This window comes from Christiangramia forsetii KT0803 (genome assembly GCF_000060345.1).
GTDB lineage: Bacteria > Bacteroidota > Bacteroidia > Flavobacteriales > Flavobacteriaceae > Christiangramia > Christiangramia forsetii.
The window spans coordinates 3,440,956-3,466,000 of record NC_008571.1; the positions used below are offsets into that span (position 1 = coordinate 3,440,956).

22 protein-coding genes are annotated in these 25,045 nt (G+C 36.5%); 6 read left to right on the top strand and 16 right to left on the bottom strand.

Annotated elements, in window-relative coordinates:
- The first annotated feature begins 20 nt into the window (after positions 1 to 20).
- Positions 21 to 251 carry a DUF6341 family protein gene (locus GFO_RS15470; protein ID WP_011711125.1) on the top strand — a complete coding sequence of 77 codons (231 nt, stop codon included), beginning with the start codon at positions 21 to 23 and terminating at the stop codon, positions 249 to 251.
- Here GFO_RS15470 and purD read toward each other — a convergent pair.
- Positions 243 to 1,514 carry a phosphoribosylamine--glycine ligase gene (gene purD, locus GFO_RS15475; protein ID WP_011711126.1) on the bottom strand — a complete coding sequence of 424 codons (1,272 nt, stop codon included), beginning with the start codon at positions 1,512 to 1,514 and terminating at the stop codon, positions 243 to 245. The two genes, GFO_RS15470 and purD, sit on opposite strands and share 9 nt — an antisense overlap.
- An 85-nt stretch (positions 1,515 to 1,599) precedes the next feature.
- On the opposite strand from purD, the gene GFO_RS15480 reads away from it, so the two are divergent.
- A complete protein-coding gene (locus GFO_RS15480) occupies positions 1,600 to 2,910 on the top strand; it encodes a phenylacetate--CoA ligase family protein (protein ID WP_011711127.1) in 1,311 nt (436 codons plus the stop codon).
- Here GFO_RS15480 and GFO_RS15485 read toward each other — a convergent pair.
- The 7 genes from GFO_RS15485 to GFO_RS15515 are packed head-to-tail and all read right to left on the bottom strand — an operon-like array spanning position 2,891 to position 10,146.
- Complete coding sequence (locus GFO_RS15485) at positions 2,891 to 3,676, bottom strand: glycosyltransferase family 2 protein (protein ID WP_011711128.1); 786 nt, start codon at positions 3,674 to 3,676, stop codon at positions 2,891 to 2,893. The genes GFO_RS15480 and GFO_RS15485 overlap by 20 nt on opposite strands.
- A 1-nt stretch (position 3,677) precedes the next feature.
- Positions 3,678 to 4,667, bottom strand: coding sequence for a UDP-glucuronic acid decarboxylase family protein (locus GFO_RS15490; RefSeq protein WP_011711129.1), 990 nt, complete (start codon positions 4,665 to 4,667; stop codon positions 3,678 to 3,680).
- A 14-nt stretch (positions 4,668 to 4,681) separates the two neighbouring features.
- The gene (gene rfbD / locus GFO_RS15495) at positions 4,682 to 5,530 is read right to left on the bottom strand and encodes a dTDP-4-dehydrorhamnose reductase (RefSeq protein ID WP_011711130.1); all 849 of its coding nucleotides are present in this window, start codon (positions 5,528 to 5,530) and stop codon (positions 4,682 to 4,684) included.
- Positions 5,527 to 6,072 (bottom strand): dTDP-4-dehydrorhamnose 3,5-epimerase, encoded by a 546-nt coding sequence (rfbC, locus tag GFO_RS15500; protein ID WP_011711131.1) that lies wholly within the window; start codon positions 6,070 to 6,072, stop codon positions 5,527 to 5,529. Before rfbC ends, rfbD begins: the two co-directional genes overlap by 4 nt.
- Positions 6,073 to 6,081: 9 nt before the next feature.
- Positions 6,082 to 7,770 carry a DUF6909 family protein gene (locus tag GFO_RS15505; protein ID WP_011711132.1) on the bottom strand — a complete coding sequence of 563 codons (1,689 nt, stop codon included), beginning with the start codon at positions 7,768 to 7,770 and terminating at the stop codon, positions 6,082 to 6,084.
- Between the two features lie 9 nt (positions 7,771 to 7,779).
- Entirely contained in the window at positions 7,780 to 9,273 is a 1,494-nt protein-coding gene (locus GFO_RS15510) for a GH3 auxin-responsive promoter family protein (RefSeq protein ID WP_011711133.1), read from the bottom strand.
- A 3-nt stretch (positions 9,274 to 9,276) separates the two neighbouring features.
- The gene (locus tag GFO_RS15515; RefSeq protein WP_011711134.1) at positions 9,277 to 10,146 is read right to left on the bottom strand and encodes a murein hydrolase activator EnvC family protein; all 870 of its coding nucleotides are present in this window, start codon (positions 10,144 to 10,146) and stop codon (positions 9,277 to 9,279) included.
- Positions 10,147 to 10,303: 157 nt separating this feature from the next.
- Between GFO_RS15515 and GFO_RS15520 the strand changes: the two genes are divergently transcribed.
- A complete protein-coding gene (locus GFO_RS15520) occupies positions 10,304 to 10,513 on the top strand; it encodes a twin-arginine translocase TatA/TatE family subunit (protein WP_011711135.1) in 210 nt (69 codons plus the stop codon).
- Between the two features lie 53 nt (positions 10,514 to 10,566).
- On the opposite strand, the gene GFO_RS15525 is transcribed toward GFO_RS15520, so the two are convergent.
- The 3 genes from GFO_RS15525 to GFO_RS15535 are packed head-to-tail and all read right to left on the bottom strand — an operon-like array spanning position 10,567 to position 14,399.
- Complete coding sequence (locus GFO_RS15525) at positions 10,567 to 11,553, bottom strand: DUF4837 family protein (RefSeq protein WP_011711136.1); 987 nt, start codon at positions 11,551 to 11,553, stop codon at positions 10,567 to 10,569.
- A gap of 25 nt (positions 11,554 to 11,578) precedes the next feature.
- Positions 11,579 to 13,165 carry a lytic transglycosylase domain-containing protein gene (locus GFO_RS15530; protein WP_011711137.1) on the bottom strand — a complete coding sequence of 529 codons (1,587 nt, stop codon included), beginning with the start codon at positions 13,163 to 13,165 and terminating at the stop codon, positions 11,579 to 11,581.
- Between the two features lie 49 nt (positions 13,166 to 13,214).
- Positions 13,215 to 14,399, bottom strand: coding sequence for a phosphoglycerate kinase (locus tag GFO_RS15535; protein WP_011711138.1), 1,185 nt, complete (start codon positions 14,397 to 14,399; stop codon positions 13,215 to 13,217).
- A 68-nt stretch (positions 14,400 to 14,467) separates the two neighbouring features.
- Here GFO_RS15535 and GFO_RS15540 point away from each other — a divergent pair, with 68 nt between their 5' ends.
- Both GFO_RS15540 and GFO_RS15545 read left to right on the top strand, forming a co-directional pair.
- Positions 14,468 to 15,625: a DNA polymerase III subunit gene (locus tag GFO_RS15540; RefSeq protein WP_011711139.1), complete on the top strand. Its 1,158-nt coding sequence runs from the start codon at positions 14,468 to 14,470 to the stop codon at positions 15,623 to 15,625.
- A 2-nt stretch (positions 15,626 to 15,627) separates the two neighbouring features.
- A complete protein-coding gene (locus GFO_RS15545; RefSeq protein WP_011711140.1) occupies positions 15,628 to 16,023 on the top strand; it encodes a hypothetical protein in 396 nt (131 codons plus the stop codon).
- A gap of 73 nt (positions 16,024 to 16,096) precedes the next feature.
- Here GFO_RS15545 and GFO_RS15550 read toward each other — a convergent pair whose 3' ends face one another.
- The 5 genes from GFO_RS15550 to GFO_RS15570 all read right to left on the bottom strand — a co-directional run bounded on the left by GFO_RS15550 (position 16,097) and on the right by GFO_RS15570 (position 23,324).
- Positions 16,097 to 16,651, bottom strand: coding sequence for an OmpH/Skp family outer membrane protein (locus tag GFO_RS15550; protein WP_011711141.1), 555 nt, complete (start codon positions 16,649 to 16,651; stop codon positions 16,097 to 16,099).
- Positions 16,652 to 16,862: 211 nt separating this feature from the next.
- Positions 16,863 to 17,732 (bottom strand): class I SAM-dependent methyltransferase, encoded by an 870-nt coding sequence (locus GFO_RS15555; RefSeq protein ID WP_011711142.1) that lies wholly within the window; start codon positions 17,730 to 17,732, stop codon positions 16,863 to 16,865.
- A gap of 37 nt (positions 17,733 to 17,769) precedes the next feature.
- Positions 17,770 to 19,641 (bottom strand): tRNA uridine-5-carboxymethylaminomethyl(34) synthesis enzyme MnmG, encoded by a 1,872-nt coding sequence (gene mnmG, locus GFO_RS15560; RefSeq protein WP_011711143.1) that lies wholly within the window; start codon positions 19,639 to 19,641, stop codon positions 17,770 to 17,772.
- Positions 19,642 to 19,660: 19 nt separating this feature from the next.
- Positions 19,661 to 20,092: an rRNA maturation RNase YbeY gene (gene ybeY / locus GFO_RS15565; RefSeq protein WP_011711144.1), complete on the bottom strand. Its 432-nt coding sequence runs from the start codon at positions 20,090 to 20,092 to the stop codon at positions 19,661 to 19,663.
- On the bottom strand, positions 20,073 to 23,324 hold the full coding sequence (locus GFO_RS15570; protein ID WP_011711145.1) for a DUF4175 family protein: 3,252 nt from the start codon (positions 23,322 to 23,324) through the stop codon (positions 20,073 to 20,075). The genes ybeY and GFO_RS15570 overlap by 20 nt, the downstream gene beginning before the upstream one ends.
- Positions 23,325 to 23,441: 117 nt before the next feature.
- Between GFO_RS15570 and gltX the strand changes: the two genes are divergently transcribed.
- Positions 23,442 to 24,959, top strand: a complete 1,518-nt coding sequence (gltX, locus tag GFO_RS15575) for a glutamate--tRNA ligase (protein WP_011711146.1) — start codon at positions 23,442 to 23,444, stop codon at positions 24,957 to 24,959.
- The last annotated feature ends 86 nt before the right edge of the window (positions 24,960 to 25,045 follow it).

Genomic DNA, 25,045 nt, shown 5'->3' on the forward strand with positions numbered 1-25,045 from the left:
TCACATTCAAAGATTATACGATGAAAGATTTATTTGAAGGAATAGCAACGCTTGTAGAATTTACACTTCTAAAGCCTCTTGATGCCTTAAGAGCTCTTGAGCTAGATTCCTGGTTTCTTGCAAATATCCTTAACTGGGTTTTTATGATCGTTGGTTTTCTTGCCTTCCTATATTGGATGAAGCAACTTAAAACCTTCAACGATAATAATGAAGAGAAGAGAGAATCTACTTCTCACTCTTTCCTAGGATAAATCAAAACCTATATCCTTTCTAAAATACATCTTATCAAAATGTAGTTTTTCTGCACTTTGATAAGATTTTTTTAATGCCTTTTTGTAATCTTCCCCGAAAGAAGTTAGAGCTATTACCCTTCCTCCACTCGTTACCACTTGACCGTTTTCCTGTTTGGTTCCAGCATGAAAAACGATAGAATCTTCAATTTCGTTTATTCCGGTAATAACTTTTCCTTTTTCGTACGATTCAGGGTATCCACCTGAAACCATCATTACCGTAGCCGCAGTTCTGGAATCAATTTCTAAATTAGCCTGATCAAGTTCCACACTCCAGGTTTTTTCAAATAATTCAACAAGGTCAGATTTTATCCTGGGGAGAACTACCTCCGTTTCAGGATCACCCATTCTCACATTGTACTCTATAACAAATGGCTCATCCCCAACCCTGATCAATCCAATAAAAATAAATCCTTTATAATCGATCTCCTCTTTCATTAATCCGTTTACCGTTGGTTTAACGATACGCTCCTCGATTTTATTCATCAAAGTTTCATCAGCAAAAGGAACCGGGGAAACAGCTCCCATTCCGCCGGTATTCAAGCCTGTATCACCTTCACCAATTCTTTTATAATCTTTCGCAGTTGGCAATATCTGGTAATTTTTACCGTCAGTAAGCACAAATACGCTGAGTTCAATTCCGTCCAGAAATTCTTCGATCACCACTTTCTTACTTGCGGCACCAAATTTTCCCGACAACATATTTTCCAGCTCTTTCTTAGCTTCCTCAAGATCTTCAATGATCAAAACTCCTTTTCCGGCTGCAAGACCATCTGCTTTTAAGACATACGGTGGTTTTAGGGTTTCCAGAAAATTCTTCCCTGCACCCAAACTTTCAAAGCTGAAGCTTTCATAGGCAGCTGTTGGAATTCCATGCATAGCCATAAACTCCTTTGCACGCTCCTTGCTGCCTTCTAACAAAGCCCCACGACTCGAAGGCCCTATAATCTGAATATCTTTTAGCCGTTCATCATTTGTAAAATAATCTACGATGCCCTTCACTAATGGATCTTCCGGTCCAACCACGATCATTTTAATATTCCTTTCCAACGCAGTATTTGCAACTGCAGCGAAATCTATAGGATTCAGCGATAGATTTTCTGCAATCTCTGCGGTTCCAGCATTTCCAGGTGCAACATACAGTTTACTACATTTACTGCTTTGTGCCATCTTATATGCGAAGGTATGCTCTCGCCCACCGGAGCCAAGGATAAGAATATTCATGTGGTTGTGATTTTAAATATTGCATCAAAAATAATTGTTTGTAAATTGAAGCACCAATAAATTCGTTAAAAAAGCTTTTCTGCCCTTGGATTGGTTTAAACTTTCGTTGCAGCTTAATAAATTCCCTATAGAAAGGGCAAAAAAAACTCTGGAAGAAATTCAAAATATTCCTGAACACGAGTATGCTGAATATCAAAGAAAACGGAAAAATGCCATTATAGATTACCATATACAGCATAATGATTTTTATCGTGAGTTCTTTAATTGGGATGGTTTTGATGACTGGCAACATGTACCAATCATGAAAAAATCTGATCTGCAACATCCTTTGAAAGATCGGCTGAGTTCCACGTACAATACAAAAACGGCCTACATTGGAAAAACTTCTGGCAGTAGCGGTCATCCTTTTATTTTTGCTAAAAATAGGTTTGCCCATGCTTTAAGCTGGGCCGGCTTTCAAGATAGATATCGCTGGTATCATATAGATCTCAATAAATCTTTACAAGCCAGGTTTTATGGGATTCCTCTTGATTTCTACGGAAATGTTCAGGAACGTTTGAAAGATAGAATAAGTCTAAGAAGAAGGTTCAATATTTTTGACCTTAGCGAGAAAAAGATGGAAGATTTCCTGGAAAGATTCAAAAAGTCAGATTTTAATTATCTGAATGGATATACCAGTGCGATTGTACTTTTTGCTCGTTTTTTAAAGGACAAAAATCTTATTCTGAAAGAACTTTGCCCAAGCCTTAATATTTGTATTGTAACTTCTGAAAGACTTTTTGAAAAAGATCAGCAACTCATAGAAGATGCTCTTGGTGTCCCGGTGATCAATGAATACGGCGCCAGTGAAGTAGGCTTAATAGCTTTTGAAGATGCTGAAAATCATTGGATTGTAAATTCTGAAGATCTCTACATTGAAATTCTTGATGAAAATGATCACATTCTTCCTTATGGTGAAGAAGGTCGCGTAGTTATTACATCCCTATACAACAAAGCCCACCCGATGATTCGGTATGATATTGGCGATATTGGGTGCCTCTCTAAAAAAAGCACGCTCAAAAAACCAATTCTTGAAAAGCTGATTGGAAGAACCAACGATATTGCAAGATTACCCGATGGCAAAGTAGTTCCGGGACTTACATTTTACTACGTCACCAAAACCATTATTGAAGATAACGGACACATCAAAGAATTTGTGATCATTCAAACTGAAATGGATGAGTTTAAAATAGAATATGTTAGTAAGCAGGAATTTTCCGAAGAACAACGAGCTAAAATATTAGATGCGATTGGCACTTATGTGGGGGAAAATTTAAAAATTAATTTCGAAAGAAAGGATATTCTAAAACGTAGTCGTAGCGGAAAACTCAAACAGTTTATTTCTCATTTGAAATAGCTCTTACCTGTTTAGATTTCACAAAGAATTGCTCGTTTAAAAATATGAGCATTCTCCAGATACTATGGAAAAACCCATACTTGAGGACAGAATGGTACACCTTGAAATTGTATTTAAGCATTTCAAGTTTATTGGTAGAAATAGAATTTTTTCTAATCCTGTACACCGCAAGAGATTCGGCTATGCCCTCGATTGGGCCTCCCTCCTCAATGACTTTAAGCCATAAAGCCCAATCCTGGCGCTTTGGAATATCAGGACAATAGACCTTCCCCAAAATACTAACATTATAAATACCCGTTAGATTTCCCACATAATTTGCCTTTAGCAACTTATCGTAATCTAGCACCGGCAACGCCTGAATCTTCTTCTGAAGACTTGCTCCTTTTTCATTAATGAGTTCGTAACTGGAAAAACAGGCCGCAACATTTGGTTTAGAAAGCACTTTTAGCTGTTTTTCCAGCTTTTGGGGTTTCCATTGGTCGTCTGCATCAAGAAATGCAATAAAGTTCCCTGAGGCAGCTTTAATTCCTTTATTCCTGCTATGATGCGTTCCAGCATTAGTAGAATTTTTAAGTAATTTGATGCGTTCATCTTCGGAAGAAAATTTTTGAACGATCTGTTTTGTAGTGTCAGAAGAAGCATCATCAATAATAAGAAGCTCCCAGTTGGGATAGGTTTGACGAATTACAGACTGGATAGATTCAGTAATAAACACCTCCGAATTATATGCAGGCATTATAACTGAAACCAGTCCCCTATCTTCCATGCTACCGTCTAATGTGTTTTGAAAAGTCTTTATGTTCCCTTTTTTCTAATTCATCTTGACTCAGACCTCTAAAATAGTCATACGTAATCCTCATTCCCTCAGCTCTGGAGATTTTAGGCTCCCAATCGAGGATCTCTCTAGCCCTGGATATATCCGGCTGTCTTTGCATGGGATCATCCTTTGGAAGTTCTTCAAAAACAATTTTTTGATCTGTCCCCGTAAGTCTAATGATTTCATCGGCAAAATCCAAAATACTAATCTCATCGGGATTTCCAATATTTACAGGTTCAGAATAATCACTTAAAAGAAGTCTATAAATTCCTTCTACCTGGTCGTCTACAAAACAAAAAGACCGGGTTTGTGAACCATCACCAAAAACAGTAAGATCTTCTCCCCTTAAGGCCTGCCCAATAAAAGCAGGAATTACTCTACCGTCATTTAGTCGCATACGGGGCCCGTAAGTGTTGAATATTCTGGCAATTCTTGTCTCCAGACCATGAAATCTATGGTAAGCCATAGTTATTGATTCCTGAAAACGTTTTGCTTCATCATAAACCCCGCGAGGTCCAATGGCATTTACGTTTCCATAATATTCTTCATTTTGAGGATGCACCAATGGATCTCCATACACTTCAGAAGTAGAGGCGATAAGAATTCTCGCGTTCTTCTCTTTGGCTAAACCAAGACAATGATGTGTCCCGAAAGATCCAACTTTTAAGGTTTGGATTGGGATTTTTAGATAATCAATAGGACTGGCCGGGGAAGCAAAATGTAAAATATAATCCAGGTTTCCCGCTACATGTACAAACTTGGTAATATCATGATGATGGAACTCGAAATTTTGCATTTTCATCAAGTGTTCAATATTCTTGAGATCCCCGGTAATGAGATTATCCATCCCAATAACTTCATAACCTTCTTTTAAAAACCGGTCACAAAGGTGAGAACCTAAAAAACCTGCCGCACCTGTTATTAATATTCTCTTAGCCATTTAAATTCCAATTATTACCCCTCGTTGATAAGATTAAAAAGACTTTCTTTCCAGTTGTCTATAGGCCCAAATTGCTCTGTAAACTTTTCCTTGGAAAGAACACTATATTCAGGTCTTTCTGCCAAGGTCTTAAAAAATCCTGTCTTATTCAATTGAACCTGATCCATTTTTCCTGAATAATTAAGAATTTCAGCGGCAAAATCATACCAGGTGGCTTGTCCTTCATTGCTAAAATGATATAATCCAAAATCCTGAGATTCTGAACTGATCATTTTCAAGACAAATTTAGCAAGATCGTTGGCATTGGTTGGAGTTCCAATTTGAGAAGTGGTAATATTCAATTCGGCTTTTTCCTCTACTTTCCTAAGAATTGTTCGGAAAAAATTATGACCAAATTCAGAGTATAACCAGGAGGTTCTAAGAATAAAATATTGCTCCATTGTGGATTGAATTTCCTCTTCCCCTTTCAATTTTGAAGCGCCATATACATTAATGGGATCAACCTCATCTATCTCTTTATACGGTTTTTGAGATTGTCCGTTAAAAACATAGTCTGTAGAAAAATGAAATAAAACAGCTCCGTGTTTTTTACAAATTTCAGCAATATTCTTAGTGCCTTCAGCATTTACAGAGAATGCTTTTTCCTCTTCATTTTCTGCCTGTTCAACATTGGTATAGGCAGCCGTATTAATACAGAAATCAATTTGATGCTTTTGAAAGAACTGCTCCAGGGCATCTTTTGAAGTGATATCGAGCTCACCGGAAGAACAAAAGAAAAATTTAAAATTGGAGAAGTTTTGCGTTTGCTTTTGAAAACATTGTCCTAACTGACCATTCGCGCCTGTTACTAAAATTGTTTTCATGCAAAGGTTTGTTTAAAAGTTGGTAAGACCCTGTCTTTTTCAGATAATATCATTTCCCTTTCCGGGAAGTTCCAGTTAATATTTAGATCTGGATCGTTAAATATAATTCCCGCTTCAGAACCAGGGGTATAATATTGATCGCACTTATAAGCAAAAACAGATTTTTCAGAAAGCGTAAGAAACCCATGTCCAAAACCTGTTGGAACATACAACTGATTTAAATTTTGGTCATCAAGAATGGTTGAAAACGTCTTTTTAAATGTTGGAGAATCTGGACGTAGATCAACAACCACATCCAAAACTTTCCCGTAAATCACTCTTACAATTTTTGTCTGGGCAAATTCACCTTTTTGATAATGCATTCCTCGAAGCACCCCAAATTGGGAAACTGACTGATTATCCTGAACAAACTCCTCATCTATCCCCGAAAGCTCTGCAAAGCGCTTGCGTTGATAGGTCTCCAGGAAAATCCCCCGATGATCTTCAAAAATTCTAGGTTTTATAAGAAAACAATCTTTTAAAGGCGTTTCTTCTACCTGCATAATATCTATTTAAGAATTAAAAATCTGTTCCAGGATCTTTTCAGTAATTAAATAAGTGGGTTTCACTCCTGACGTTCCAAGACCTCCTGAAGCTAGCGTACTTCCTGTTTCTAATGGATTATCTGAAGCGTAATAAGCATATCTCACCTTTATATTTTCATCTATACTCCCTCTTAATCTTGAAGCGGCTTGAATCGCTTTCTGGTAATGTGCACCTTCCATTTCCAGTCCGCAAACATTCCAGGTTGAATCATGGAAAAACCTTAGAATATCTTTATTCTGAAGAGAGGTTCCCAAAACCGTGATCATAGCGCCATCAACTACTTTAATGCCATGACCTTCAAGATCTGATTTTTTCAACTGATTTTCAAAAGGATAATTATCTGCTGTTCCTTCAAAAAGGTGAGCATCCGGGATCATAATATCCCCTTTTCCACCTTCCAAAATACCAGCTTTACCCATGATTGAAATAGACTTCACATTAATTTTCACCTCTTTATCTTCATGTACAAAAGGTTTTAGAAGTTCATCCATTGTTTCGTAAGCCTGTTCCCCAAAAGCATAATCCATCACGATTATCACTGGTTTTTCTTCCTTTTTCAGGTCGCTGAATTTAGTTCCGGTAAATCCATCTTCGAGCTTGGCGGTATCAAAAACCTGCACATCTATATTGGTTCCGCTTTTATCTTCAATAAAATACATCCCCTTATCCAGAGCAGTTTTTGTCACTTTATTTCTTAAAGATCCATTCCCACTATCACTTAATTCTTCATAAATATCCAGCGACTTCTTTTTCTTTAATTCCGTTTTAAGTGCGCATGGCGTGTACAGAGTATTCATAACACTGTGCATATTCGCAGAAATTATATGAATTGGCCTATCCATCAGCTTATTTTCAATAAGTTTTAATTTTATATCATTAGACCAGATTTCTCCATGAATATGATGTCCTAAGCGTTCTCTTAAAACCGGGCTAAAAGTGATGATTCTTTTTTCATTTTGAATAGCTTCACGAATAGCCATTTTTCCAAGCGACCAAACCACATTTAAAAAACGGTCAGGATTCTCTGGAGTAGAGAATTTTGGATAAAGCTTGCTAATTTCATGAAAAGTCCTTCCCAAGATACTTGCTGTATGTGTTAGGGCCACTTCTCGCTGTGCCTGCGTTAATTTTTCAGATTGAGTCACCGCAACTTCCAATTTTTCCCAGTCCCGGTTTACGCTGCCATCTTCATCTATCAAGACTCTTTTCATGATCTTATGAGATTCAATAAAAAGAAAAGTGAGATGGGTAAGAATATCATAGATCTCAGATCTGCCACGAGTGATCTCAATATTCATTTGCTCCTCGTCAATTCTATAGCAATTTCTTCTTCTTTTAGGTGGAATAATCGGCTTAAAATGGGAATTCCCATAACCTTCGTCGCTGGTAAGATTAATGAATCTGCACTCCTCTATACCATGAGGCAGCCTGTCTATTACGTATAATAAACCTTCGAGCTCTGCCTTTTCATTGGCGATGGAGCCATAGATCTCCGGACGTAGTGTGAGTAATGATTCTCTAAGAGTTTCTCCTGAAACACCCATTGGTTTATAGAAACCTCTGTTAAAAAGGTGTCTCATGGTAATATACATGCGTTCAATAGCACCAGAACTTTCCTGTGCTCTTGTTCTGCCCTGTAGTTTTAATATAGACATAGTAATTTTTTATATAATCTCTTTAAGTTTATCTGCTATTTTCCGATCATTAGAAAGCCTTGGGAGCTTATTCTGGCCTCCAAGTTTACCTATAGACTTCATATACTGCTGAAAGGCATTCTGCGGAACCTGGGTAACTTTAAGCCTTTGAAGAATATTCCCTTCAATAAGATCAAGATAATAGGAATTTTGCTTCTGTAAAGACCTGTCGATAATTTCAGCAAATTTATTCAAATCTTGCGGTTTCTGTTCAAATTCTACAAACCATTCGTGAAATGGCAGTTCTTCGCCTTCCGGGTTAATTTGTGGCGCTACTGTAAATTCAGTAATTGCAGCGTCTGTTTCAGCAACTGCTTCCTGCATAGCCTCTTCAACTTCTTTTGCAATAACATGTTCCCCAAAGGCCGAAATAAAATGCTTAATTCTACCCGAAACAATGACCCGGTAAGGTTTATCTGAAGTAAATTGAATAGTATCTCCAATATTATAGCCCCAAAGCCCGGCAGTAGAAGAAATGATCATCACATAATTGACTCCTATCTCAACATCTTTTAATAATAGCCTTTTTGGGTCTTTATCATAAAATTCATCGGCTTTAATAAACTCATAAAATATTCCGGAATCCAGCTGAAGCAACATTCCCTTTTCATCCTGTCTGTCCTGAAAAGCAAAAAAGCCTTCTGAAGCAGGATAAAGTTCTATACTATCCACTTTTCGGCCAATGAGGTTTTCAAATTTTGATCGATAAGGCTCATAATTTACTCCCCCGTAGATGAAGAGGTCGAAATTCGGGAAAATATCGCCTACCTTTTTTCCTGTTTTATCAATAAGCCTTTCAAAATACATCTGGACCCAGGATGGAATTCCGCTAATTACAGACATATCTTCCTTTACCGTTTCCTCAACAATCGCGTCTACCTTATCTTCCCAATCTTCGATACAGTTAGTCTCCCAGCTGGGCATTCTGTTTTTCTGAAGATATCCGGGAACATAATGCGCTACAATCCCTGAAAGCCGGCCCAGTTTCACTCCATTTTTCTCATCCAGCTCCGGACTTCCCTGAAGAAATATCATTTTCCCATCTACAAATTTTGACTTCCCGGTGTCTTCAATATAACAAAGAATCGCATTTCTGGCGGCATTGATATGCGTGGGCATTGATTCTTTTGTAAGCGGAATATATTTAGCGCCGCTAGTGGTACCCGATGTTTTTGCATAATACAAAGGTTTCCCGGGCCAGAGAATATCCTCCTGCCCTTCAACCATCAAATCTACATATGGTTTAAGCTCTTCATAATCCCGTATTGGTACATTTTGAATAAAATCTAAATGGGTGCTGATTTTATTGAAATTATGCTCTTTTCCGAATTTAGTATTTTTCGCTTTCTTTATAAGCTCCTGAAAAACTTTATCCTGAGTTTCATAAGGTCTGGAAGCCCAATGATCTATCTTTTTCCGAATGTATGATGCAAATATTTTAGCTGCGAAAGACTTTATAGACATAGGTTATTTAAAATCAATATATTCTGAAGGATCTACTGGATTTCCTTCATTCCAAAGTTCAAAATGTAAATGAGGACCGGTAGTTAATTCTCCCGTATTCCCAGCGGTAGCAACCACTTCCCCTCCGCTTACCATATCCCCCTGGGACTTGGTGAGTGAAGCATTGTGCTTATAAACAGAAAGCAGTCCGTAGCTATGCTCTATAATGATCACATAACCGGTTTCGGCAGTCCATTCTGCAAAGATTACCCTACCGTCAGCCACAGATTTAATGGGGGAATTTCGTGTAGTCACTATATCTACCGCAAAATGTTTATTTTCAATATTATATGGATCTGAAATAGATCCCTTAACCGGAGGAAAAAGGGAGAAATTAATATTATCTGTGGCCGTAGGTAAAATATTGTATTTATCTTCCTGAGCCACTTCTTCCCTTAACAATGAATCTGCCTTAATCCTATTGATTTCTTCATATTCAATATCTGAAATTGGTTCACTTAATAAAGAGTCCCTGTTTAATTTATCCAGATCTAGTTCACCCGTTAACGCGCTCTTGATAGAGGTTAAATATTGATCGTTTAAACGAATTACATTCTGAAGGGAATCTGAAGTATAAGAAAGATTGGTCGCTCTTTCCTTAAGCTCAGCAGAAGAGTACCCCGGAATATACTCACGTAAGGGTGTAAATGCAATTAAAACAGTTGTTGCCGCGATTAAAAAGATCACAGATAATCCTACAGCCACAAAAACATTAAGCCTCGTTAATCTAAATGAAAATCGTTCTTCAAACGTATCTTCATTTAGCACTACCATTCTATACTTATGAAGTAGTTTCTTGGTGAACTTTTTTTTCGTTTTCTTATTTTGAGCCATAGCCGTAATTAAGTATTACAAAGATAAATTAAATAATTTCTCGCTCTACCGCCCCAAAAGACTTATTAGGGGACTTATGAATCATTAGTATTTTATTGTCTTCTTAACGTTTATATTGCTTAATTCTTGTTAAGTTTGTATATCTAAATTAAAAGACATGAATGCATTTATATTGCCTTTAATGATAGGAGCACCACAAATTATACTTATTGTGGTAATTATTTTACTGCTTTTTGGAGGGCGTAAGATCCCTGAATTAATGAGAGGCCTGGGTAGCGGAATTAAGGAATTTAAGGATGCTTCTAAAGACGAAGAGAATGGGACAACCCCAGAAGACGGTAAAAAAGTTCCAGAAGAAAATAAATAATTTTCGAACTTATATAAAAAATTAAAACCCAACTTTTCAGTTGGGTTTTTTATTTAATCAATTTTTATCGATTGTAAAATAGCATCCAGTTCAAATATATTATCCCTTTTTCCTCTTGATGGAGAGAAAACAAATCCCTCCAGAACTATAAACCGATCATTCTTTTCATCTTTCACGGCATAGTTTACAAAAGGTCCTGCCATGAAATCATTTTCAACCTCCCATGTTCCGCGCGTTTCATACGCAAACTTACCATCAATTTTGGTTTCGAATAGATAGGGAGCATAAGCCTTTTCTGTGATCATATAAGAGCCTTCCAGTCTTCCTGGAATTTGCGCTTCACCAATAGAATCTCTCATCTTGATAATATTCGCAATCACGCTGGAGTCATTTTCAATTGTATTAATAGGAACCTCGTAAACGAGAATTTCCATGCTTCCCTTTGGGATCTCCTTTCTTATCCATGAAAAATGATCTTCTTGCTTAGCGTATCTGTATGCCGATGGAAATTTAAGGTTCACCCCGAATTTCTCACTTAATTCATCATCCTTTTTAAGAGATTTTCTAATTCTTCGTTGTTTCTCAGTGAGTTCAGTCTTTTTAAGAATCTTAATAATAGAGTCTGATTCTTTATTTATTACCTCAATAATTTCGCTGGAGCTTTCTCCCTGTACAACAATCCCTGTTTGAGGCCTTGCGAATTCATTTTCCAAAAGATCCATTCCTTTATTACCTCCTTCTTCGATCTTTAAGAAGATACGGCTGTTTCTAACAAAGCCTGAAAAGGTTTCTGGAGGAATCTGACTTAAACTGAATAATGGTTCTTCCTGTGGCAGACCATCAACCGGTGCGGCCAGATTAGTTCTAATCGCTTCTCCAATTTCTCCTTCCCAGAGTTCGTTTTCTATTACTATAGTAAGTTGATTGATATTCCCGGAAGAATCTGTCAGGATTCTATCGTTTTTGTTGGACGATTTCTCATCATTCTTACAGGAAATTAATAGGAAAATACTGGCTAGCAGGATCAGGCTACGTTTCATTTTTTCGGTTTTGATTTAATAGCTTTTAACTTTTGGAAAGTTTCAGTTTCATTCCAGGTTTCAGGCTACTGGTGTTCATATCGTTCCAAGACCTCAAATTTTGTACCGTAACGCCCGGAAACTTCTTCGAAATACTCCAGAGAGAGTCCCCATTCTTCACTGTATAAATTCTTGCATTTGAATTTTCACTGGAATTTGACGACTTAGAACTGGAAGCCACCTCTACTGGTTTACGTGGATATATCGTTAAATACTGCCCTACTCGAAGGTTATTACTTCTCATATTATTCCATCGCTTAATACTACTTATACCAACTCCATATTTTTCAGCGATCTTCCCTAAATAATCTCCACTTCTTACTCTATATCGAATACGATCTTCGGTCTTAACATATTTAGGGAGTTGTTTTTTCTCTTCTACCAATTGATTTTCTGCAAAATCATAGATGGCACTTTCATTAGAAACAAATTTCCCTGTAGCCTGCTTTGGAAGTCTTAAACTATATTTTTCATCTTCAACAAAAGGAATGATATCTAACTTAAAACTTGGATTTAAAAACTGTAGCATTTCTTTTTCGACACCCGTTACTTTAGTAATTTGATCAAAATTTAGTAACTGCTTCACCTGTATGGTATCTGTTTCAAAATAGACTACATCAGGTTTTGAAGGCTGAAAATTATGCTCATTAGCATATTCAAACAAATAAAGTGTAGCTAAAAAGGCCGGTACATAACCCGCTGTTTCACGTGGAAGAAATCTTCTTAAATGCCAGTAATCGGTTGAACCACCGCTTCTTCTAATAGCTTTTGAAACATTTCCAGGACCAGAATTATAAGATGCAAGCGCGAGATCCCAATCTCCAAAAACTTTATAAAGACTCGCCAGATATTGAGCGGCAGCTTCTGTAGACCTTTCAGGATCCATACGTTCATCTACATAAGAACTCACATCTAAATCATGCATTTTACCTGTAGTGAACATAAACTGCCATAATCCGGTAGCTCCCACACGTGATCGTGCCCTGGGATTAAGCGCAGACTCAACGATAGCCAGGTATTTAATCTCTAAAGGAATATCATATTTGTCAAGCTCCTGCTCAAACATTGGGAAATAATAGCTGCTCAGAGCCATTAAGCGTTCCATACCGCGCTTATTCCTTTTTAAATAAGACTTTATAACACTCTCCAGAATGGGGTTATATTCAATATTAAAAGGCGTTCTGGCATTTAATTTGGCAAGACGAGCCTTAAGAGTATCTGTAGGAAGCTCTTTATAAACTACCTCTTCATAATCCTGCTCTTTAATACTCTCCTGCATTTCATCAAACAGATCTGAATTTGTGAGTTCCAGCATCCATAAAGAGTCAATAGTTTGAGCATGGGGAAGATCCTTAAGTTTTACCTTGGAAGAATCCCTTATCACAGCAGAAATTGGCAACTTATCTTTAAATTCGGGATCAGGCTCTGCAAGCTTGATCTCTGTATCGTCGCTTTTTTGAAATATCTGAACCCTGAAATTGGCTTTTTCAACCCGTTCCTTGTTCTTTTTTTCCTGTGCCAGCGTAGAAATTCCCGCCAGGAGCAACAGCATTAAAAATTTTCGTTTCAGCATACATTCATTTTACATTAACAAACGAAAAGTTATCAAACTTCGTACCTCGTTAATTTTTAATAGCATCAATTCCCGGTAAAGATTTTCCTTCCAACATCTCAAGCATAGCCCCACCGCCGGTTGAGACATAACTTACCTTATCTTCAAGACCGAATTTTTTAACAGCGGCAACAGAATCCCCTCCTCCAACAAGAGAAAAAGCACCATTTTTGGTAGCTTCAGCAATAGCCTCTCCTAATTCAATAGTTCCTTTGGCAAAAGTGTCCATTTCAAACACTCCCAGGGGTCCATTCCAAAGAATGATCTTTGATTGAGCTATAACATCAGAGAAATTTCTAATTGTTTCAGGACCAACATCCAGTCCCATCCAACCATCAGGAATATTGTCTACACTTTCTGTTTGTGTACTCGCCTGCTCTGAAAAGCTATCAGCAATTATCGAGTCTACCGGCAGATGAATTTCAACTCCTTTCTCTTTAGCTTTCTTTAGAATTTCAAGAGCCAGCTCCTGCTTATCGTCTTCAACCAAAGAGTTTCCAATATGGCCTCCCTGAGCTTTGATAAAAGTATACGTCATCCCTCCACCAATAATAAGGTGGTCTATTTTATCAAGAATATTTTCAATAACAGTGATCTTTGAAGAAACTTTTGCACCTCCAAGAACAGCAGTTACGGGCTTTTCAGTACTATTTAGAACCTTATCCAGACTTTTTATCTCTTTAGCCAGCAGATATCCAAAACATTTATCTTCAAAAAATTTAGCAACCACCGTGGTTGAGGCATGAGCTCTATGGGCAGTGCCAAAAGCATCATTTACATAAATATCACCTAATTTTGAAAGATTTCTTGCAAAGGTCTCGTCTCCATTTTTTTCCTCTTCATGAAAACGGAGATTTTCGAGCAATAGGATCTCCCCCGGTTCTAATTCTGCCGCCTTGGTTTCTACTTCTTCCCCAACACAATCTTCTACAAATTTCACTTCTACTCCAAGTACTTCTGAAACCTTGCTGGTAATATGCTGAAGTGAATATTTACTTTCTTTCCCCTTAGGCCTTCCAAGGTGAGACATCAAAACAACACTCCCACCATCTTCTAAAATCTTAATAATTGTTGGTTTTGCCGCTTCAATACGATTAGCATCGGTTACCTCCATATCCTCATTTAAAGGAACATTAAAGTCCACTCTAATGAGCGCCTTTTTATTATTAAAATTGTAGTCTTCGATAGTTTTCATAGTATTGCTTTATTACAAATATAATTTTTTCCGAAGATAATAAAGCTTATATAATTTTATATTTGCCTATGCTTTTTAACGATATAATTGGCCTCCCACACATAAAAAATCATCTGACGACGACGGCCGACAGAAATAGAATTCCGCATGCGCAACTTTTTACCGGAAAGTCTGGAAGTGGTGCTCTGCCTATGGCTATCGCCTATGCTCAATATATTCTATGTAAAAATACCGGTGGTGAGAATGATTCTAACACGGCTGCGGGCTGCAACCTTAAGTTTAACAATCATTCTCATCCAGATCTCCATTTTGCTTTCCCTGTTGCTACCAATGATAAAATAAAGAGTCAGCCCATTTCTTCTCATTTTCTTGATGAATGGAGAAACTTTCTAAAAACTAATCCCTACGGAAGTCTTTACGACTGGTATCAGAGTTTAGGGATTGAAAAAAAACAGGGGAAAATTGGAGTTCACGAAGCCCAGAATATTGTAAAGTCACTTTCATTAAAAGCTTATGAAGGCGGATTTAAGGTGATGATCATTTGGATGGCAGAAAAAATGAATATGGAAGCTGCCAATAAATTATTGAAATTAATTGAGGAGCCACCAAATAAAACCGTTTTCCTACTAATATCAGAAGATGAAGAACAAATAATCCAAACCATACGTTCCAGATGTCAAAGTTTATATTTTCCACCTTTAAGTGAGGCAGATATTGCAAATACATTGGCAGAAAAGGAAAATTGTAGTCCTGCAATAGCTAAAAAGATCGCCCATCAGGCAAATGGAGATTATACAAAAGCGATCCATATTTTAAGGAAGAATTCTGGCGATGAACAGTTTGAAGCCTGGTTTATAAGTTGGGTACGAAGTGCCTTTAAAGCAAAAGGAAATAAATCTACGGTGCTGGAACTTGTTTCGTGGAGTGAGGAAATTGCGGCATTGGGCCGTGAAACACAAAAAAGCTTTTTACTCTATTGTATAGATTTTTTCCGTCAATCATTATTGCTTAACTATAAAGCAAAAAGCCTGGTCTATTTAGAACCTTCAGCTGAAAAATTTAAACTTGAAAACTTTGCTCCATATGTACATGGAAATAATATTACTGAAATTACTTCGGCATTAGAAACGGCAATTTATCATATTGAAAGAAACGGTAACGCTAAAATAATTCTAACCGATCTCTCTATTAAACTAACCAGATTTTTACACAAAAAAGCAGCTTAAACATGGATAACCTAACAACTAATATTACTGAAATTTTAATCCTTTTATTTATTCTAATCACTTTTATGCAGTCTGGAATAGACAAAGCGGCAGACTGGAAAGGGAATACAGGATGGCTAAAAGAACATTTTTCGGGAACTATATTATCGGGAATGGTGCCTTTGATGGTAGGCATTATAATGATTATTGAAATTATAACCGGCCTACTGGCTATTGCGGCCATTATACATCTATTAGCTTATGATGATTCATTATTTGCATTATATACCTGTATTCTTGCCTGCGTAACATTGTTAATGCTACTTTTTGGACAGCGTATCGCCAAAGATTATGCAGGAGCCTTTACATTAACAGGTTATTTTATAGTTTCAATCCTGGGAGTTTATATCCTGAGTTAAACTAAAATTAAAGACAATAAAAAAAGCTTCAGAAAAATCTGAAGCTTTTTTTATTTAATAAGCTTTGAAAGAATTACTCCTCCTCAGCTACTTCTTCTTCGGTTGATTCAGCTTCTTCTCCACCGTAACCTTCATTTAATTCAGTTAAAATATCCTGAGTGATATCTAAACCTTCTTCAGCATACATGATGTTTGCGCTTTCGTTAGATCCAAAGATATATGTATAGTTATTTTCTTCACCATAATCCTTTACATAATCTTTAATTTTAGTTACTACAGAATCCATAACAGAGTTACTTTCCTCTCTTAAGCGGTTTCCAACCATTTGTTGCTGTTGCTGAAGCATTTGTTGCTTTTGCATAAGTTCCTGTTCTTTCTCCTTACGTTGAGATTCAGACATTGAGTTCATTTGAGACTGGTAAGCCTGAACTTCCTCCTGGAAAGCTTTTGCTGCCGAATCTAGTTGACTCCTAACAGAATCAGATTTAGAAGTGAAATCAGCTTCCACATCTTTCATCTCTTTATATTCCTTAATTAAAACAGTAGTATCTACATAAGCTGTTTTTTGCTCGTTACACGATACCATCATAATTGCAACTGCTGCAATTCCAATAAATCTTCTGATCATAATTTTTCGTTTTGAATCGCAAATGTATAAAAGTATTTTTTGTACAAAAACAGAAAAGTGATTACTTATAATTAATTTTGATTATAAATAAATGTAAAATAGATTTTTGTTATTAGGAATAAGGCTTTTTACGGCTTTCTATCGATAGAAATTACTTTTTTCGGTATCAACTCTTTATAAAGAGTAATAAAAACCATTAGAGCGCCTTATATTAAGTTTTCGACTCTTTTTTGAAGAAATAAGTGATTGAAGAATACTCTCCCGAAGACTTTGCCCTTTGATTTGATAGAAATCCTCTATAAATTGCATTTAACAGATTTGAAGATTTCGGTTTATTTTTTTCACTCAACAAGCTAACATAATAAGCATCAAACTTGAGAGGCTTTTCATTCACTAACTTAAATCCGTGTTCAGCAAATTTTTCTTTGATCCCGTTTCTTGAGAAATGCCAAAGGTGTCTTGGCACATCCCAGGCAGCCCAATTTTCATTATAGTATTTAGAATCGTAAGAATTGAAATTAGGAACTGCAATTATTAACAGGCCATCATCTTTAAGCAAGGTCTTTAATTCTGAGAGTTTATTTTGGAAATCTGGAATATGCTCCAGAACGTGCCAAAGACTTATAACATCAAATTTCTTATTCTCTAATTCTGAAATTTCAGATTTTAGATTTAAGCCTTTTAAAGCTCCCAGATTACGAGCAGTATTATTTGGCTCAATTCCGTCTACAATCCAATGAGAGTTTTTCATTTCATTTAGAAACTCTCCGGTACCTGCCCCAAAATCCAGAATACTTCCCTGCTTAAAATATCTATAGATCCATTTAGCTTTTTTTGAAAGCATATGGGATTTTACAAAATGGTAAATCCTGTCTTGAAAATTTCGCTGCGAATCGCTGTGAGAAATATAATCCTCGCTTTCGTAATATCTAGGTAAATTTTCTGGTACGGGATGCGTCTTTAAGATTCCCTTTTCGTATTCCTCGATATTAAATTTCTCACCACTTACCAGATGATCTTTGCAAACCATTTTAGGTTGAAGAGTAGTATTGGGTTTGTATTTATTTTCTGTTGTGATCAATTATAAAATTCATTTGTTCCACGTGGAACATCAAAAATTATCTACCCATATAAACGAGTAGCACCGAAATATCATTGGGACTTACCCCACTTATTCTAGAAGCCTGTGAAACCGTAGCAGGTTGCACTTTCTTCAATTTTTCGCGAGCCTCGTAAGACATTGATTTGATATTAGAGTAATCAAAATTCTTCGGAATTTTCATATCCTCCAGACGATTCAGCTTATCAGCATTATTCTTCTCCTTCTCAATATAACCGGAATACTTCACTTGTATTTCGGTTTGCTCGATCATCTCTTCATTGAGTTCATTTTCTGAGATAAATTCTTCAACGCCGCTAAAATTTTTCACATCCTCCATAGTGATTTGGGGTCTGGAAAAAACTTTAAATACTTTATCGCTTTGTTTCATGGGAGAAGAATTCCTTTTCTCCAAAACGGGATTAGCTTCTTCAGGAACTACACTTAAATCTTTCAGGTATTGTACAAACTTAAGAGACTTATCCTTTTTCTCCTCCATCTTTCTCATACGCTTCTCAGACGCTAAACCTAAATTATAAGATCTTTCAGTCAATCTAAAATCGGCATTATCCTGCCTTAAAAGTGTACGATATTCAGCACGGCTAGTAAACATTCTATATGGCTCTTCGGTGCCTTTCGTAATTAGATCATCAATTAAAACACCAATATAAGCTTCATTTCTTTTAAGGATAAACTCATCCTTTTCCTGGACTTTTAGCGCCGCATTTATACCAGCCATCATTCCCTGGCAAGCCGCTTCTTCATATCCAGTGGTACCGTTTATCTGTCCAGCGAAATATAGACCTTCCACAAGTTTTGTTTCCAGGGTATGCTTTAACTGTGTAGGCGGAAAATAATCGTATTCTATTGCATAACCGGGACGGAAAAATTTCACATTTTCAAAACCTGCAACAGAACGTAAAGCTTTAAACTGAACATCTTCCGGCAGCGAAGTTGAAAAACCATTTACATAAACCTCTACCGTATTCCAGCCTTCCGGTTCTACAAATAGTTGATGCCTGTCTTTATCTGCAAAACGATTAATCTTATCTTCAATAGAAGGGCAATATCTAGGTCCAATACTTTGAATTCTTCCATTAAACATTGGCGACCTATCAAAACCTTCTTTTAAAATATCATGCACCTCATTAGAGGTGTAAGTCATATGACAGGAACGTTGTTTGGAAAGCGGTTTAGTTTCATCTGAATATGAAAATTTACCAGGAATATCATCCCCCGGCTGCTCTGTCATTTTTGAATAGTCTAAGGATCTTCCATCCACTCGAGGAGGTGTTCCTGTTTTCATTCTACCAGCTTCAAAACCTACCTCAATTAGATCTTTTGTTATTCCAGTTGCAGCTCTTTCACCAGCTCTACCCCCACCAAATTGTTTATCACCAATATGAATAAGCCCGTTTAAAAAAGTACCGTTCGTACAAACCACACTTTTAGCAAAAACTTCTAAACCTAAAGAAGTTCTCACTCCAATTACTTTATCATTTTCAATAATAAGTCCCGCAACCATCTCTTGATAAAAATCAAGATTCGGGGTCCCCTCCAATTTCAACCTCCAATCTTCTGCAAACCTCATTCTATCACTTTGCACTCTTGGACTCCACATTGCAGGTCCTTTAGATTTATTCAGCATTTTGAACTGGATAGCGCTGGTATCGCTAACAATACCACTATAACCGCCCATCGCATCAATCTCCCTAACTATTTGCCCTTTTGCAATACCACCCATGGCAGGATTACAACTCATTTGAGCAATATTTTGAAGATTCATGGTGATAAGAAGGGTTTTGCTACCCATATTTGCAGCAGCAGCAGCGGCTTCACTTCCGGCATGCCCAGCTCCAACTACAATAACATCATACTGCTTTTCGAACATATCCTAATTTAAATTTTATCTATTGTTCCACGTGGAACAATGCTATTTTTTCTTCTTCTTTACGTCGCATCAATTCCTGCTCCCTTTCAGTTTTATCTTTAAAACCGCAGAAATGTAGAATTCCGTGAATTAAAACCCGCTTTAATTCCTCATCAAATTCAGTATTAAAACTATTAGCATTCTCCTGAACTCTTTCTGTACTTATATATATATCGCCTTGCAAGGTATTCCCAAGGGTGTTATCAAAACTAATAATGTCGGTATACGTATCGTGAGCCAGATATTCAAGATTAATTTTATGGAGATACTCATCATCGCAGAAAATAAAACTGATGTCACCAATATATTTATTTTCAGATTCGATAGCTTTTTCTATCCAATTGCGGTAATCCTGTTCTCTATTAAGAACAAAGTCGTTTTCACTAAAAAAATTAATCTCTCCCTTTTCCAAAATAATCCTTTACTTTCTCTCTGTAAATTTGGTGCAAAGGTAAGATTTGTCTATTTAAAATTTCAGTAGAATTGAAATATTCTTTTGCGCTATTTATCTGATTCTGAAGACTGTTTTCGTAGTTAATTCTATTGGATTCAGACTTTCTTTTTTCGTCTGTTCCCTGCAATTTAAATGCCTCTTCAAACTTCATTAATTCATATTCCAATTGCTGCATTCTTTTCAAGGTTTCAGGATCAAAACCTTTATCTAATAATTGTTCTTCAATCTTCTGCATTTCATCAGCAGGATCCTTACCCGGCTTTGCACCATTTTTTTCCATTACTTCCTCCATCTGCATTCTCAACATTTGCTGCTCTTTATAGATCTCGTACAATTCACCACTTTGTGTTTCGCCTTCGCCAGGATTTTTCTCACCCTCTTGTCCTGGTTTTGGATTATCCTCAGTACCTTGTTTCATTTGCTCCATCAACTTCTTCTGCTTTTTAATAATATCCTGCAGTTGAAATTCATTATCACCTTCCCCTTCTCCAATTTGCGGATTCGACATCATTTGCTGCATCGAACCCAAAATTTGATCCAGTAAGTTTGCAAGATCGTTTGCTCCGGTCACCACATACTGCTGGCTTGCGGTTCCCTGGGAAATTTCATTCTCAGAAAGACGTTCAATAGATTTTTCAATATCAAATTCTACATCTATCAACTTATCTGTGATCACCTCATTAATCATTGGATTCCGCATAGCCAATACATATAAACTATCATCTACATGTCTAAAATTTTCTCTCAAATTACTTTGTTCCTTGAGTTTGCTAGCATAGTTAGGATTGCTTTGTTGAATACTTTTAAAGGAATTCAATAGGTCCTCCTGTTCAAACGAAAAAACGATAAGATTATCCAGGATCTGTCTCAACATTTCCGTATCTGCCTCTAATTGCTCCTGACCTTGCATAGCGGAAGATTGTTGCATTTGCTGACTCATTTCCTTCATTTTTTTGGCAGCGTCCTTTTGCTTCTGTTTCGCACCAGATTTATTATTCTGCTCCAGCTGTTCTTTTGCATCTTCCTGATCTTTCTTAATACTCTCTTCATCCTCCCCTTCCCTATCCAAATCCTGAGGTTCTTTTAAAGCTTCATTCTCCTTTTCAAGACCATCCATATCTTCTTGAAAATCCTCAAAGTCTTCATTTAATTCTTCCTGTCTTTCCGGAGTATTCTCCTCTTCACTATTTGAAATTTTTTCCTGTTCTTCTGAAATATCTTCCAGATCCCTGGCTAACTTTTGCTTTTTTTCTTCCACATAATATCTCTTAGTCAGCTCTAACAATTGCTCTAAATTGCGCTGATTACTTTTATTCTGTTTTGATAAGTTTTCAAGCTTTTTCCCCAGGTCTTCTTTCTGGATCTTTTCGGAGTACTTTTCGAGCTCCTCTAATAAAGCTTCATTTTGTTCTAATCTTTTTTGGTTGTTTTCTAAACGTTTACTAAGCTCTTTTTCCATGGACGAATTTTCTTCATTCTCATTCTGCTCTAAACTTTTTTCAAGCTTTTCAGAATAATTTTTCATCATTTCATTTTGCTTCTTTTGGCGCTTTAAGAATTCCTCCAGTTTCTTTCTTTCGTTATAGTTCAGAGATTCCTTTTCCTTTTCTAGTCTGGAAATTTCCTCCAATTCATCTTCAGATTTTTCGAATTCTTCCAACCTGCTCCCGATATTCTTTATGGCGTCATTTTGTTCTTTCAATTTCTCATCCTTCATTTCCCGATCCGTCTTTTTTCGGTAGGAAAATATTTCTGATCGCGCAGATTTTGCACCATTAACTGCATCATTATCATAAATTCTGAAATAGTAAGTATAGCTCTTGCCACTTTCAAGTGGTATGTTTCCCGGAAAACTAAAATGAAACTCATCAAAACTCTCCTTAGATACAGGAATATTTAGCTTTGCAGGATCCTTCTCATTCTCTTCGGAGAAATAAACCAGCTCTAATCGACTTAACCCGTAATCATCTGACACATCTCCTTTAAAATACTGAATATCAGTATTTAATGAATCAATTTCCCTCACTACAGTTATCTCTGGATATTGATCCTTAATAACTTTCACTACATAATCGAGATTCTCATAATTTTTGATCAGTTTATTTGATGTGCTCACCGAATATTCAAGGTTTGAAGTTATTGTTTTGGTGTAATTTGCCGTATTCTCTATAGTCTTAACCTGAATAAGAGTATCGGGTAATTTGAAATTAATGGTATTAACGTTTCGAGTACTTAAATTCCAACGTACCTGTGTACCTTCAGGAATGGTAATATTACCGGTACCTGATAGTTTTTCGTCATTTAAACCGGTATAGGCAGGATAGTCTAATTGCATTTCAAAATTCAATAATTTTGGAACTTCAATAACATCCAATAAATAATTCTCTGAAGAGACTTCATTTGCATATAACTGAAATTCGAGATCATTATTGAGATTTGTAAATGAATATTCAAAAAACCCTGGAGCGGTTTGCTTCATAAAATTTTCATTCCCATTAGAGATCAGTGATACAATCTCAGGATTATACTCTCCTACCGTTTTAATTTGAAGTTTAAAGTCCTCCCCTTGCCTAGCCGTTAATTTACTATTCTGAATAATAAAATGGAAAGGTGCAGGCTTAAGATATACCTTATTATAATCTGAAATTCTGGTAAAGCCATTGGTGATCACGTTAGCTTTACCGGCAACGATGAGGCCTATTATTATGAGGAATGGAAAAATAACATAGCTTAAATATTTCCTATTTTTCTTTATATCTATAGCCCGTGTAAATGGAATTGGAGTGAGCTCTTTTGATCTTTGATTTATACTTGCCAGTAAGAGATCTGACTGCTCAGAATTTTTTCTTAACTGAAGTAAATTTTTAAGCTTATCATTGACTTCGGGAAAGTGATTTCCTATAATTTCTGAAGCTTGAAATTCATTAATTCCTTCTGAAATTTTCAGTAGCTTAATTAATGGAAGACCTACAAATTTATAAAGGAGGCTAATTTCAACGAAGATAAATAGCCAGAATAAAATGGTTCTCCAAGTAGTGGAAAGCCAGAGAAAATATTCCAGACTAACCATAAGTAAGAAGTAGAGAAGGCCAATACCTACAAACAATAAACTTCCCTTGAGTATTAAGTTGAAATAATACTTTTTTATAAAAGCTTCCAGTTTATGCTGCACCAGCTCAAAATTCTCCATGTAACGGCAATCTTTTCTTAAAAATACAATAAAATTAGATCTTATTCAGGATGCCTGCCCCAGTGTTTAGGATTGGTTGAATAAGGTTGTATCTTTGCCAGCAAAAATCAAGAAAATATGTCTTCTAAAGTAAGAGTAAGATTTGCTCCCAGCCCCACCGGTCCATTACATATAGGTGGTGTAAGAACAGCCTTATATAATTATTTATTCGCTAAAAAACACGGTGGTGATTTTGTATTAAGAATTGAAGATACAGATCAAAACCGCTATGTAGAAGGAGCTGAAGATTATATTATAGAAGCCCTAAATTGGTGCGGAATCCCTTATGACGAAGGCCCTGGTAAAGAAAAAGGATTTGGACCGTATAGACAAAGTGAGCGTAAAGACCAATATCGTGAATATGCCGAGAAACTGATAAAATCTGGAAATGCATATTATGCTTTTGATACTTCAGATGAACTTGACGGGCATAGAAAAGATCATGAGGAAAAAGGAAAAACATTTATCTATAACTGGCATAATCGCCAGAAACTGAAAAATTCGCTTTCTCTTTCTCAAGAAGAAGTTCAGGAAAAATTAGATGGTGAAGAAGACTATGTGATCCGTTTTAAATCTCCCCAGGATGAAACTTTACATTTAAAAGATGTGATTCGCGGAGATATGGAAATAGATACCAATATTCTTGACGACAAAGTGCTTTTTAAAAGCGACGGGATGCCTACCTATCACCTGGCAAATATCGTAGATGATCACTTAATGGAGATCACCCATGTTATTCGTGGTGAAGAATGGCTGCCTTCCCTAGCCTTACATTATATGCTCTATAGAGCTTTTGGATGGAATGCTCCCCAATTTGCCCACCTTCCACTTATTTTAAAACCTCAGGGTAAAGGAAAATTAAGTAAAAGAGATGGGGAAAAAATGGGATTCCCGGTATTTCCTTTAGAATGGAAAGATCCAGAATCTGGAGATATTTCTGCGGGATATAAAGAAGAAGGTTATTTTCCAGAAGCGGTGGTGAATATGCTGGCTTTTTTAGGATGGAACCCTGGTACAGAAGAGGAATTCTTCGGATTAGAGGATTTGACGAAAGCTTTTGAACTGGAAAGAGTTCATAAAGGAGGCGCTAAATTTGATCCTGAAAAAACAAAATGGTTTCAACAGCATTATATTCAATTAGCTGATAACGAATTTCTGGCAGATGAATTTGAAAAGCGTCTTGAAAAGAAAGAGATTGAAGCTGATAAAATATATATATCTGAAGTGGTTGCTTTAATCAAGGAAAGAGTTGTTTTTGTGGAAGATTTCTGGGATCAGGGATATTTTTTCTTTATTGCTCCTACTTCATTTGATCCAAAAGATTCAAAAAAGGCCTGGAAAGAAGGAACTAGTGAACTTATGACAGAACTGAATGAATATCTAAAGTCTATAGATAATTTTGAAGCTGAACATTTACAGGAAACAGTTAAAGGCTGGATAAAGAGTAAAGAAATAGGTTTTGGAAAAGTAATGATGCCATTGAGAATTGCTCTGGTTGGAGCGTTACAGGGGCCGGATCTTTATAAAATAGCTGAATTCATAGGAAAGGAAGCCACTCTAAAACGTATTCAAAAAGCTGTAGATACCTTAAAATAAAGGTGTTTCCGAAATATTTTAAAACCGACTTCTTCCAATCAAGAGGTCGGTTTTTTTATTTTATAAGGATTCAAGCTTTTATTCTT

Bases quoted from the DNA above. Each gene is read 5' to 3' on its own strand.
- GFO_RS15490 (WP_011711129.1), bottom strand. From the start codon at position 4,667: ATGGCTAAGAGAATATTAATAACAGGTGCGGCAGGTTTTTTAGGTTCT.
- GFO_RS15470 (WP_011711125.1), top strand. From the start codon at position 21: ATGAAAGATTTATTTGAAGGAATAGCAACGCTTGTAGAATTTACACTT.
- GFO_RS15570 (WP_011711145.1), bottom strand. From the start codon at position 23,324: ATGGAGAATTTTGAGCTGGTGCAGCATAAACTGGAAGCTTTTATAAAA.
- rfbD (WP_011711130.1), bottom strand. From the start codon at position 5,530: ATGAAAACAATTTTAGTAACAGGCGCGAATGGTCAGTTAGGACAATGT.
- GFO_RS15530 (WP_011711137.1), bottom strand. From the start codon at position 13,165: ATGCTGAAACGAAAATTTTTAATGCTGTTGCTCCTGGCGGGAATTTCT.
- GFO_RS15525 (WP_011711136.1), bottom strand. From the start codon at position 11,553: ATGAAACGTAGCCTGATCCTGCTAGCCAGTATTTTCCTATTAATTTCC.
- GFO_RS15550 (WP_011711141.1), bottom strand. From the start codon at position 16,651: ATGATCAGAAGATTTATTGGAATTGCAGCAGTTGCAATTATGATGGTA.
- GFO_RS15535 (WP_011711138.1), bottom strand. From the start codon at position 14,399: ATGAAAACTATCGAAGACTACAATTTTAATAATAAAAAGGCGCTCATT.
- GFO_RS15545 (WP_011711140.1), top strand. From the start codon at position 15,628: ATGGATAACCTAACAACTAATATTACTGAAATTTTAATCCTTTTATTT.
- GFO_RS15485 (WP_011711128.1), bottom strand. From the start codon at position 3,676: ATGGAAGATAGGGGACTGGTTTCAGTTATAATGCCTGCATATAATTCG.
- GFO_RS15505 (WP_011711132.1), bottom strand. From the start codon at position 7,770: ATGTCTATATTAAAACTACAGGGCAGAACAAGAGCACAGGAAAGTTCT.
- gltX (WP_011711146.1), top strand. From the start codon at position 23,442: ATGTCTTCTAAAGTAAGAGTAAGATTTGCTCCCAGCCCCACCGGTCCA.
- rfbC (WP_011711131.1), bottom strand. From the start codon at position 6,072: ATGCAGGTAGAAGAAACGCCTTTAAAAGATTGTTTTCTTATAAAACCT.
- mnmG (WP_011711143.1), bottom strand. From the start codon at position 19,641: ATGTTCGAAAAGCAGTATGATGTTATTGTAGTTGGAGCTGGGCATGCC.
- GFO_RS15510 (WP_011711133.1), bottom strand. From the start codon at position 9,273: ATGTCTATAAAGTCTTTCGCAGCTAAAATATTTGCATCATACATTCGG.
- GFO_RS15540 (WP_011711139.1), top strand. From the start codon at position 14,468: ATGCTTTTTAACGATATAATTGGCCTCCCACACATAAAAAATCATCTG.
- GFO_RS15520 (WP_011711135.1), top strand. From the start codon at position 10,304: ATGAATGCATTTATATTGCCTTTAATGATAGGAGCACCACAAATTATA.
- purD (WP_011711126.1), bottom strand. From the start codon at position 1,514: ATGAATATTCTTATCCTTGGCTCCGGTGGGCGAGAGCATACCTTCGCA.
- GFO_RS15515 (WP_011711134.1), bottom strand. From the start codon at position 10,146: ATGGCTCAAAATAAGAAAACGAAAAAAAAGTTCACCAAGAAACTACTT.